This is a genomic window from Flagellimonas meishanensis (assembly GCF_019880545.1).
Classification (GTDB): domain Bacteria; phylum Bacteroidota; class Bacteroidia; order Flavobacteriales; family Flavobacteriaceae; genus Flagellimonas; species Flagellimonas meishanensis.
The window spans coordinates 524652-536380 of the sequence record NZ_JAINVW010000001.1; the positions used below are offsets into that span (position 1 = coordinate 524652).

The 11729-nt window shown below is 43.2% G+C and carries 9 protein-coding genes; 3 read left to right on the top strand and 6 right to left on the bottom strand.

What is annotated here, in order from left to right; all coding sequences use genetic code 11:
* Positions 1-61: 61 nt before the first annotated feature.
* The 3 genes from rpmF to pdxA form a co-directional block, all read right to left on the bottom strand.
* Entirely contained in the window at positions 62-262 is a 201-nt protein-coding gene (gene rpmF, locus K7G75_RS02405) for a 50S ribosomal protein L32 (protein ID WP_222982394.1), read from the bottom strand.
* A 6-nt stretch (positions 263-268) separates the two neighbouring features.
* Positions 269-799 (bottom strand): YceD family protein, encoded by a 531-nt coding sequence (locus K7G75_RS02410; protein ID WP_222982402.1) that lies wholly within the window; start codon positions 797-799, stop codon positions 269-271.
* A 111-nt stretch (positions 800-910) separates the two neighbouring features.
* Positions 911-1963 (bottom strand): 4-hydroxythreonine-4-phosphate dehydrogenase PdxA, encoded by a 1053-nt coding sequence (gene pdxA / locus K7G75_RS02415; protein ID WP_222982404.1) that lies wholly within the window; start codon positions 1961-1963, stop codon positions 911-913.
* Positions 1964-2021: 58 nt separating this feature from the next.
* Between pdxA and K7G75_RS02420 the strand changes: the two genes are divergently transcribed.
* A complete protein-coding gene (locus K7G75_RS02420; protein WP_222982406.1) occupies positions 2022-2612 on the top strand; it encodes a riboflavin synthase in 591 nt (196 codons plus the stop codon).
* A gap of 128 nt (positions 2613-2740) precedes the next feature.
* Here the strand turns inward: K7G75_RS02420 and K7G75_RS02425 are convergent, their stop codons facing one another.
* Together K7G75_RS02425 and K7G75_RS02430 are read right to left on the bottom strand one after the other, a co-directional pair.
* The gene (locus K7G75_RS02425) at positions 2741-3829 is read right to left on the bottom strand and encodes an acyltransferase family protein (protein WP_222982408.1); all 1089 of its coding nucleotides are present in this window, start codon (positions 3827-3829) and stop codon (positions 2741-2743) included.
* Positions 3830-3836: 7 nt separating this feature from the next.
* Entirely contained in the window at positions 3837-5648 is a 1812-nt protein-coding gene (locus K7G75_RS02430; protein ID WP_222982410.1) for a sodium:solute symporter family protein, read from the bottom strand.
* 78 nt (positions 5649-5726) lie between these two features.
* On the opposite strand from K7G75_RS02430, the gene K7G75_RS02435 reads away from it, so the two are divergent.
* Positions 5727-6482 carry a sulfite exporter TauE/SafE family protein gene (locus K7G75_RS02435; protein ID WP_222982412.1) on the top strand — a complete coding sequence of 252 codons (756 nt, stop codon included), beginning with the start codon at positions 5727-5729 and terminating at the stop codon, positions 6480-6482.
* 253 nt (positions 6483-6735) lie between these two features.
* Positions 6736-8553, top strand: a complete 1818-nt coding sequence (locus tag K7G75_RS02440; protein ID WP_222982414.1) for a YVTN family beta-propeller repeat protein — start codon at positions 6736-6738, stop codon at positions 8551-8553.
* Positions 8554-8588: 35 nt separating this feature from the next.
* On the opposite strand, the gene lacZ is transcribed toward K7G75_RS02440, so the two are convergent.
* A complete protein-coding gene (gene lacZ, locus K7G75_RS02445) occupies positions 8589-11729 on the bottom strand; it encodes a beta-galactosidase, LacZ type (RefSeq protein ID WP_222982416.1) in 3141 nt (1046 codons plus the stop codon).

An 11729-nucleotide genomic window follows, 5' to 3' on the forward strand; every position in this document is an offset into this window, starting at 1 on the left:
TCCATAAAAAAACTCCCGCTGATGTGGTAACGGGAGTTGGTTCATTAAGGGGTACCGTGGTTTATGCAGCGGTTTCCTCTTCTGTTTTGTCAATCAAAACCTGGCCTCTGTAATAGAGTTTGCCCTCATGCCAGTGCGCCCTGTGGTACAGGTGCATTTCTCCGGTCACGGAGTCTTTGGCAATTGTGGGCATGGACGCCTTGTAGTGGGTTCTTCTTTTGTCCCTTCTGGTTTTTGATGTTTTTCTTTTAGGATGTGCCATTGTAACCTATTTGTCCGTTAATAATTTTTTTAAGCTATCCCATCTGGGATCTGTTTTTTCTGATTCTTTCTTTTTTTCCTTTGGCTGAAGTTCTTCCAGCTTTTCTAGAATATCCGATTTTAAAGTGCCGTCCAGTACCCCTGGATGCACCCTTTTTTGCGGAACGGCCAACACGAGCATTTCATACACATATTGGGCAATGTTGATTTGATGTTCCCCATGTGGGATGACCAACACCTCATCATTTTCATCATTGTATTCCTCCCCGAACTTTATGACCAAATGAAGCTCTGCGTCCACAGATTGATCAAATGGTTCGCCGGTCAAATCACAGTCCACATTCACCGTGCCCTTTGCCTCAAGTTTGAGTTCCATCATGGTACTCAACTTGTCCAAAACGGCTACCACCGATACTTTGGCACCATTAAATTCTTGATATTCAAAAGATTCAAAGAACGCATTGTCAATTTCATACTCAAACCTGTGTTTTCCCAGCTTTAATCCCGAAAAGGGAATAGAAAACTCCTTCTGCTTCATCGCTTCTACACTTAATGTTTGTGTACCAGCCCTTAAAGGCGGGGGCAAAGATACTATTTATTTGTAAAACTGCAATCTTGGGAAACAACAATTATCCTTTCCCCTAGATTTTTAGCTGGCGCGTTTTACCTTCTGCTTTTGCAGCGGATTCTTGGTCAGCTCTTCATACTCGGTTCTGTTCCTAAAAATCTGCATGGCCATAAAAACAGCTTCTTTAAAAGAGCTTTCATCGGCGATGCCTTTTCCGGCAATCTCATAGGCCGTTCCATGGTCTGGGGATGTGCGGACCTTTTCCAGCCCAGCGGTGTAGTTTACTCCTTTGCCAAAAGAAAGTGTTTTAAACGGAATAAGCCCTTGATCGTGGTAAGCGGCCAAAACCGCATCAAATTTTTGATGTGCATTGGAGCCGAAAAAGCTGTCTGCTGAATAAGGCCCGAAGACCATGGTACCCTTGTCAAAAATCTCCTGTATGGTCGGCCTCAACACTTTGTCGTCCTCTTCGCCGATGGTGCCGTGGTCGCCACTATGCGGGTTGATTCCCAAAAGGGCTATTTTTGGACGACGGATACCGAAATCCATCCTAAGCGATTTTTCCATAATAGCAACCTTGTCCCGAATTAGTTTTGGCGTGATGGCCGCAGCCACGTCCTTTACCGCGATATGGTCGGTCAACAGGCCGACCCTTAACGAATCGGCAATCATGAACATAAGGCTTTGTCCTTTCAGTTCTTTGGCCAAATAATCCGTATGTCCGGGAAACTTGAATTCCTCGGATTGTACGTTGTTCTTATTTATGGGAGCTGTGACGAGGACATCTATTTTTCCCTGTTTGAGCGCATCAACCGAAGCTTTCAGGGATGCAATGGCATATTGCCCTGCTTCTTTTGTCGCCTTTCCATATTCCATTTCCGGGGCATCTTTCCTGACGTTTACGACATTGATCTTTCCGTCAACCACATCAGAAGCATGCTGGACACCGTGAAAGGTAATGTCGATATTTATATCGGTCTTCTGCTGGGAAATTGTTTTGTTGGCGGCAAAGATCACAGGGGTGCAAAAATCCAACATTCTGATGTCCTGAAATGTCTTCAAAATCACCTCGCACCCTATTCCGTTAACATCCCCAACCGATATGCCCAACCGTATTTTTTGATCTTCGTTCATAGATTCTTTGCCGATATGGCTACTTTTACATCACAAAACTACTCAATTAATAGGATTCATGTTCACAGGTATTATAGAGACCTTGGGAAAGGTGGAGAAACTTGAGAAGGAAGGTGGCAATCTTCACATTACAATTGCCTCTCCCATGACCACAGAGTTGAAGATAGACCAAAGCGTTTCACACAACGGGGTTTGCCTTACGGTTGTTGCGTTGGATGAAGGTTGCTACACGGTAACCGCCATTGAGGAAACCTTGAGCAAGACCAATTTGGAAGATTTGAGGGTTGGTTCGGTCGTCAATCTTGAGCGTGCCATGAAACTCGGGGCAAGATTGGACGGGCATTTGGTGCAGGGCCATGTGGACCAGACCGCAGTCTGCTCTTCCATCGATCAAAAAGATGGCAGTTGGATCTTCAGTTTTGCTTATGACCCTTCGTTGAATAATATTACCATTGAAAAAGGTTCCATTACGGTTGATGGGGTAAGCCTAACCGTTATCGATTCAAAAAAAGACGGTTTTAGCGTTGCAATTATTCCCTATACCTATGAGCATACCCGATTCCATTCGTATAAAACAGGCACAAGGGTGAACCTGGAGTTTGATGTAATAGGGAAATATGTGGCCAAGTTGATGGGGGCCAGGAATTAAAAATGAGTGGGCAAACGCTGAAAGTCGCCCATTTGAAAAACCTTGTATTGAAATAATCCTTAATATTTCACTCAACAAAAATATAATCTTTCACCGCATTGATGCGAAGCGGTCCCATTTCCAATAACTCAGACTTTGATGAAAATCTTTCTTTTATACATCACATAGGCCACAAGACAATAAAAAGCGACCACGCTCAACCCATAGAGCAGTGATGAAAACTCCATGGAGATGAAGTCGTGCACATAAATTGTATTGAAAAGCCATCCGTGAAGCGAGGTTTCCCCATCCACTTTGATTGAATAAAAGAGTTTTGTGATAAAACTCGACAGGAAATACACCGCTATGGCATTGGCGCCAGCATATCTAAAAATGCTTCCAAACTTAATGCCCTTTACGTCGGTGAGATAATAAATCAAAGCCAATACAACATTGGCCCACCCTGCGGTTACCAAAACAAAACTGCTTGTCCAAAGTGCCTTGTTGATGGGAAAGATAAAATCCCAAAGGTGTCCAACAATCAACAACGCCCCTCCAAGTCCGAACAAAATTGTGGTCTTTTTTTCCTGTTTTGATCTCAATATCAATCCGGTAAAAATTCCGAGAAGGGAGCTTACTATGGATGGAATAGTGCTCAACAGCCCTTCAGGATCGTAGTCGGGCTTGTAATTGTGTGAACCAAATACTTTTACATCAATATAATTGGCCAAATTGTTAGGTGCACGATCAAAGGTAGATGCCACTCCTTCCACCTGAACGAATGCCATCAATGCCCAATAGCCCACCAGAAGAAATATGGCTACGCCAACCAGCTTCTTCCAATCCAAATTGAGAAAGAGGATTGCCGCAAAAAAGAAAACCACGCCAATTCGCTGCAGCACCCCAGGAAAACGAATTTCACTGAACTCCTTTATAAATGGAAAACTGATAGTAAAAGCTCCAAGAAAAAGTCCGAGGCCAATGAGTTTCAAGGTCCGAACGGATATCTTTTTATAGGTTGCTGCATTGGCCTCCTTGTTCTGATAGGCAAACACTATGGAAGTACCCACTATAAAAAGGAAAAATGGAAACACCAAATCGGTCGGTGTGTAGCCATGCCACTCGGCATGCAACAGTGGGGCATACACATTGGACCACGTACCCGGGGTATTTACCAATATCATCAATACTATGGTGGCTCCCCTAAAAATGTCAACGGACAATACCCTGTTCTTCATGATGTTCTTATAAGATGGTTTCTTTTATTCTATTCCAAACTTTTACCAACAAAATCCCTGAAATTGCTGCCACTCCGGTCAATATCGATGCCAAGACAGTTTCTCCATATATCCAATACCCGGTGGCGAACATAATGGAATAAATCAAAACCACACCGAGCAACATGGCCGTAATGCCGGAGGGCACACTCCACTTTTCGTTGGACTCCACGATGTGAACATTATCCGCTTGAGCTTCATGGACCACCTTGGCCCATCCTGGGCCTCCGGGCTGTATTCTTCTGTAAAAACTTCTTAGCACTTCCTTGGTTTCAGGTTGGGTGACAAAGGTGGCCGTAAGCCAAATAATGGTAGTAATGGCCATGATAAAGGGAAGCTCTCCCCATTCTGGCAATACTCCTGCTTCGGCACCAAAAAGAACGTCTCTCAGTGAAGTGGTCTCCAAAAGAATGGCCAATATTCCTGAAGAAAACATGGCTGTAATCTCGCTCCATGCGTTGATGCGCCACCAGAACCACCTCAAAATAAAGATGAGTCCCGTTCCTGCCCCAAACGACAACAGCAGGTTGAAAATTCCCATGGCATTCTGCATCGCCAATGCCAAAAAGGCGCTCAACAACATCAGTACTACCGTCGATAGCCTACCAACGGCTACCATTTGTTTTTCAGTTGCGTCTGGATTTACCTGCTGCTTATAAAAATCATAAACAATATAGGAAGAGCCCCAATTCAGTTGGGTGGAAATTGTACTCATGTAAGCGGCCACCAAAGACGCCAAAACCAATCCTAGCAATCCGCTGGGCAGTTTGGTGAGCATTGCTGAATAAGCCAGGTCATGGCCCAGCTTATCGGCTGCAACATTCGGAAAGGCTTCATGGATGCTTGCCACATCTGGGTACACGACTAAAGAAGCCAGAGCCACCAATATCCATGGCCAGGGCCTAAGGGCATAATGCATGATGTTGAAAAAAAAGGTTGCCCCTATGGCATGGTTCTCGTTCTTTGCGGCCAGCATTCGTTGCGCAATATATCCTCCGCCGCCGGGTTCTCCGCCAGGGTACCATGAACTCCACCATTGCACCGCCAATGGAATCACAAGTATGGTGATTACAGCTTTTGTGTCGCTCAAATCGGGAAGAATACTTATTTTGTCCTTAACATTTTCATTATCAATGATTGCCTGAATTCCGCCCACTTCAGGCAAATTGACCAGATAATAGGCCGCGCCGATTGCCCCGGCCATCGCCACGAAAAACAATAGAAAATCACTGTAGACCACGCCCTTGAACCCTCCCAGTGCACTGAATATTACCGTGATCAGTCCTGCAGCCACAACGGTTACCCAAGGTTCCAGGCCCAACATTACTCCCCCGATCTTTATGGCTGCAAGCGTAACCGCGGACATGGTAATCACGTTGAAAATGACCCCAAGGTATATGGCCCTGAACTTTCTTAAAAAGCTTGCCGCCTTTCCTCCATAACGTATTTCATAAAATTCCAAATCGGTTTTAACATTGGATTTCCTCCAGAGCTTGGCATAAACAAACACGGTGAGCATCCCGGTGACCAAAAAACACCACCAGCCCCAGTTCCCAGAAACCCCATTGGAACGTACCAAATCGGTCACCAGGTTTGGGGTGTCCGTTGAAAAAGTCGTGGCGACCATTGAAAGTCCCAACAGCCACCAGGGCATGGTCCTTCCCGACAGAAAATATTCTGATGAGCTTTTTCCAGATTTTTTTGAAACATATACTCCTATAAAAAGGACTATGGCGAAGAATCCGAAAATTATAAAATAATCTAAGGTTTGGATATCCATTTTAAATCATGATTGGTACGTGCTTAAAGGTATAGTTTTTTTAAAATACCTTTACATTTTGTTCGCTAAACCAATCCTTTGATTCTATTCGCTTCATCAGAGCCCACACTGTTTGGCTGGTTCTTGGCATCGGTTGCCACTTTTTTGATAGGTGCCTCCAAGGCGGGGCTCAAAGGAATGTCCATATTCAATGTCACTTTAATGGCCCTGGCCTTTGGTGCGCGCCAATCCACTGGCTTGATCATGCCCTTATTGTTGGCAGGAGATGTTTTTGCGGTGCTCTACTACAATCGGCATGCCCAGTGGAAGTATATTTTTAAGTTCTTACCTTGGATGGTTCTGGGCATTCTCATCGGTGTTCTTGTTGGGAAGGATTTGCCCGAAAAAGAGTTCAAATGGGGGATGGTGGTGGTGATTTTTATCAGCTTGGGGCTGCTTTATTGGTGGGAAAGAAGAAAATCCACGGTCACACCATCACACTGGGCTTTTTCGGGATCTATGGGGATTATGGCGGGCATCTGTACCATGATTGGCAATTTGGCCGGGGCCTTTACCAACATCTTCTTTTTGGCAATGCGCTTACCCAAAAATGAGTTCGTGGGAACGGCTGCTTGGCTTTTTTTCATTACCAATCTCTTTAAATTGCCATTTCATATTTGGGTATGGGAAACTATTTCCACGGAAACACTGGTCATCAACCTAAAGTTGCTGCCAGCAATCGGGGCTGGATTGCTTTTTGGTGTTTTTATTGTGAAGAAAATCAATGAGCGTAATTATAAGCGGTTTATCCTGATTGTTACTGCAATAGGGGCAGTGGCGATGCTTTTTAAATAATTCCAGTGGTTAATGGTCCATCCAAAATCTAATCTATAATCTTTGGCACATGAAACCACGTGCTTCCTCAATTCTTGAAGAGAGAACATATTGGTTGATGGAAAACCTTCGAAAGAAGTAAGTAATGTTTACTTTTTTTATGCACGCGTCTGTTAAACTTGGTCTCTTTATCAAATTTTAAAGAGATAATTGATAATTTAAAGGTTCAATCATCATTGCTGCTGTTCTTTCATTTCAGCGCCAAAAAACGTACATGGTAAAACAAGTTCTTTTAGGGGTTCTCTTCACGGCTTCATCTTTGTTGCTCTTCTCTCAAGAAACTGGGGCGCCATACAACATAACTTCGTTCATAGCCACTGAAAATGTGGAATACGGAGCTACTTTTAACCAATCCCAGGATACGGTGTATTTTGTCAAGGCCAATGGACAGTGGGGCATAGGAAATTTGAAGAGCACCATATATTTTTCATCCAAAAGCAAAAGCGGCTGGAGTGCTCCGGAGATAGCGTCGTTCTCTGGGGAATTTGATGATGGGGACCCCCATTTGGCACTGGATGGACAATCACTTTTTTTTACCTCCAAAAGACCCCCTTTTAAATCTACCGACATTTGGCGCACGGACAAAACAAAAGATGGTGTATGGTCCGCCCCTGTAAGGATTGAAGCCGTGAGTTCAGATTATGCTGAGTACAGTCCCGTAACCGATAGCAACAACAACTTATACTTTGCTTCCGATAGGCCTGGTGGCTTGGGGCAAGGAGATCTTTATGTGTCACTTGACAGGGACGGCGAAGTTTCGGCCCCCATAAACCTTGGGCCTGTGATCAACTCATCTTTTGGAGAGTGGAACCTTACCATGGCCAGGGATTCCATAATGATTTTTGAATCCTCCCAAAGATCCATGAACAAGTCTTCCTTTGGTGATCTTTACATTAGTTTCCTTAAGAAAGAGACATGGACAGCACCCCAGAATTTGGAGGAGATAAATACGACGGGGAGTGATCTTTATCCTTTTTTGGACCACAAAGGAGTATTGTATTTTACAAGCAGTGATAGTTTAAAGAGCAAGGACACCAACATTTATTCAGTTGAAGCTGTTGATTTATTGAATAGCTATTATCGGAAAGCAAGAAATCCCCAATCAAACATTTTGGTTGTCAACAGGTCCAGTCATAAGGTTAGTGTTGTCACTATGGAAGGTGATGTAATCAAGGACGTTAAGGTTGGAAAGGGACCACATGAAATATCGATGTCTAAAGACCAAAAAGTGGCTTTCGTGGCCAACTATGGCTCTTATCCAAATATCTCAGCTGGACAAAAGTCTTTGCAATGGATTGAAGAAAAGGAAAACACCATTACTAAGATAACACTCCCTGGAATGGTGGTACAGACGTTCTCCATTGCGCCACATCAGAATCCTCATGGAATACTTACGAACACCGATGGAAGTATTGTTTGGGTAACAGATGAAAATGAGGGAAAAGTTTTGGAAATGGATGGAAATGACGGGAGTATTAAAAAGGAATATGAAACCATGAAAGGCAGCCATATTATAAAGGCTACTTCGGATTTTAAAACCCTTTTTGTTTCCAATATTGAATCAAATACTATTTCAATCATCGATATCGAATCGGGCTCCGTTCGCCATATGGCGACCCCAAAAGGTCCGGAAGGCTTGGGTGTAACCCCAGACAATAAAAGGCTCTGGGTGCTTTGCAACGGGGCAGATAAAATCATGGTTTTAGATATTGAAAGCTTGGAAGAAATCAAAATCATTGAGAGCCCAGAGCGTTTCCCCATCAAACTGGCCTTCACAAAGGGGGAGGCATGGATAACCAACTCTTTCGGAAGGAGTATCTCCATTTATGACATGGAAAGGTTTGCTCTTTTGGATAAGATAGATTTACAAACCACTGCATTGGGCATAACTGCTTCCCAAGATTATGTCTTTGTTGCCCTTCCACGGAAAAATTCAATTAGGGTTTTTAAGAGATCAACTAGAGAAGTGGTAAAGGACATTTCTGTTGGGAAAGAGCCCGATGGGCTTATTATCAATTATGAATTCGAATAGGTTGGACATTTCGGATATTTTATTAATTGTACTTCTCATTTGCTTATTTCAGGTGCAATGGTAAATGAATAACTATACCTCCCAGGCTTAATGGTATATTCATCATGTACCATTCTACCCCAGGAGGTGTCGCCCCCTACGCCCATTTGCAGTAAATCGATGTTCCATTGTACAGTTTCACCTATTCTGATATCCGCTCCGTGCTTTTTGGTCACAGGCACCAATCCAGAGGCCGAGGCTGCTCCATCTTTTTCCGAATTGAAGTCCAGTTCTGTCAGAGCAAAAGGCCATACACTTGAATTCAAAAGGATATCTCCAACAACTTTTATCGATAAATCTGATGAAGTAACTTCCATCCAACGCACATCGGTTTTGTTTCCTGTTTCCTGGGGCCGGGAATACCGATGGAACTGATCTTCCACTTTTCCAGAATAAAGTCCCGTCTTTACCCCTGTTTTTCTATCCCAATAACTTTCATCAGGTCCATTTCCATACCAAGAAACCTTATCGAACTTTTTTGGAAGGGTAAGGTACATGCCCAATCGCGGAATGTTTGGTAAATCTTTTTGGTTGGGTGCAAAGCTGTAATCGAGTTTTAGGCTTCCATTTGACCTAAAAGTATAACCGATGTTGACCTTGGCTTCATCATTTGGAAGTGCGTACCCAACTTTGAACACTACACTACCATCTTTTGTCGTGGTTGGAGGTTCAATAAGTTTTGCTTTGTAGTTATAGGTCGCATCTTGCCAGATTTTCGCCCATTTCGGCATCCCGTTCCCTAGGTCGTTATCCGTGGGCGGACGCCAAAAGTTTGGTTGTATCGGTTGGTGGGTTATTTCGATATCATGATAAAGCCAGGAAACCAATTCTCCTGATTTTGCATCAATCTTTAGATTGACCTTATCATTTTTAAGCTCGAAAGTGTTTTCAACAGTAATTATTTGCAATGGATTGCTTTCAGATGCATTCTCGACAGGGAAGTCTCCTTTTTGAAGCACAAATTGATCCCATGCAATTTCATGTCCCGCGGGAATCAGGGACGAATCTTCTTTTTGAATCAAGCCCACCTCAAGAATATATTCTTTTTCAGGTATGAAGGTGGTTGGAATTCCCGCTATGCGAATATTTCTTGATTGCAGTGGTTTTACCTCTACTTCAACATCATTTATTTCTTGCTCCTGAATACCATCCACCAAAATTCGAACCCTCATCTCCTTATCTGAAAAATCCGCAAAGAAATTCTTGTTATCCACCTGAACAACACCATTGCCCAAATAGCTAAAATGTACAGGTTCATACACCTTTTTAACTTCTGAAAGATGCGGATGCGGATTGCGATAGGGGTCAACCAACCCGTTGTTCAAGAAATTGCCGTCGGTTGGCAAATCGGCATGGTAATCATGGCCGTAGGCCAAATAGGGTTTCCCGTTTTCGTCCTTGTATTCCAAACTTTGGTCCACCCAATCCCAAATAAATCCGCCTTGAAGGTTGGGGTACTTTTCAATGATATCCCAATAATCCTGCAAATTTCCAACGGAATTGCCCATCGCATGGGCATACTCTATCATTATTGAAGGTTTATCAGAATCGGATTCACCATGTGCAATCAAATATTCAGGTTTGGGGTACATGGGGCAGTACAGATCCGTATAATCTTCCTTGCCCGCAGGTTCGTATTGCACAATGCGGTTATCATCCTGTTCTTCGAGCCATTTATATGTCGTTCTAAAAATTTCTCCTTCGCCTGCCTCATTTCCCAAAGACCAGGAATAAATGCTGGGGTGGTTTCTATCTCGATAATACATCCGTTGGGTACGCATCATATGCGCAGGAAGCCAGCTCATCTCATTTCCAATCTGCGTTTTTTCGTCTATCGCCAACGGATGACTTTCAATATTGGCCTCATCAACAACATAAAGTCCATATTTGTCACATAAATCCAGCCAATAAGGGTCGTTTGGATAATGTGAACTTCGAACCGCATTGATATTGTTCTGCTTCATCAACTGAATATCCTTTTCAATGGATGCCTTGGAAACGACATGGCCGGTAAAGGGGTCCGTTTCGTGGCGGTCCACTCCCCTAATGTAAATGGGCTTGCCGTTGATCAATACCTGAGCATCTTTAATTTCGACCCTTTTAAACCCAATATGACTTTTTACATGGATGTTGTTTTCTAGATTGCTCGCATCCTCAAGTGAAATTTGGAGCTGATAAAGGTTTGGAATCTCAGCAGACCATTGCCTAACACTATTGATCAGATGTTCAAACACCACTTCTTTGATGCTGTCGGCTGGAATTTCAGCTTCTAAAGTTTGCTTATGGATGGATTCCGACCCATCAAAAAGCTCCAAAACAATGTTTCGGGATACATTTTCTTTAGATTGATTGGCTATTTTGACAGTTCCTTTAAAAATGCCATCAACATAGTCATCATCCAAATTGGTATAGGCATGATAGTCTGAAACAAAAACCTTGGGCTGGGCATACAAATACACATCGCGTTCAATTCCGCTCATGCGCAACATATCCTGACTCTCCAAATAGCTCGCATCGCTCCATCGGAACATTTGCAAAGCAATAAGGTTCTTTCCTGGATTCAAATACTCCGAAATATTGAATTCAGCTGGTGTTTTGCTTCCTTGGGAATATCCAACATACCTTCCATTTACATAAACATACATGGCGGATTTTGCTCCTGCAAAATGAAGGATGACATCCTCCTTTAAAAATTCTTCGGACAACTCGATTACTTTCCGATAAGTCCCGACTGGGTTATAATCTTCGGGAGCGTTGGGCCATTTAGTGTCAAACGGATACCGCTCATCCAAATAAATGGGGTGGTCATAACCTTCCACTTCCCAATTCGCAGGAACGGGTATGGTATCCCAATCACTATCATCAAAAGCCACATTTTGAAAAGTTGTGGGTCGTTGTTTTGGGTCTTTAACAAAGTAAAACTTCCAGTCGCCATTCAAGCTCATGTAACGTTTTGAATCTTCCATATCCTCCTTTTCAAAAGATTCCAGACCAAAAAAACTAGCTCGGGGCGGCAGCTTGTTCTCTTCAAAAATTTCGTGATTATAATGGTAGGTCTGTTCCGCTACTTCGGTCAGATATTCTTTTTTACAGCTTAGTGCCAAGCACAGCAAAAAACTTAAAAAAATATATCGCAT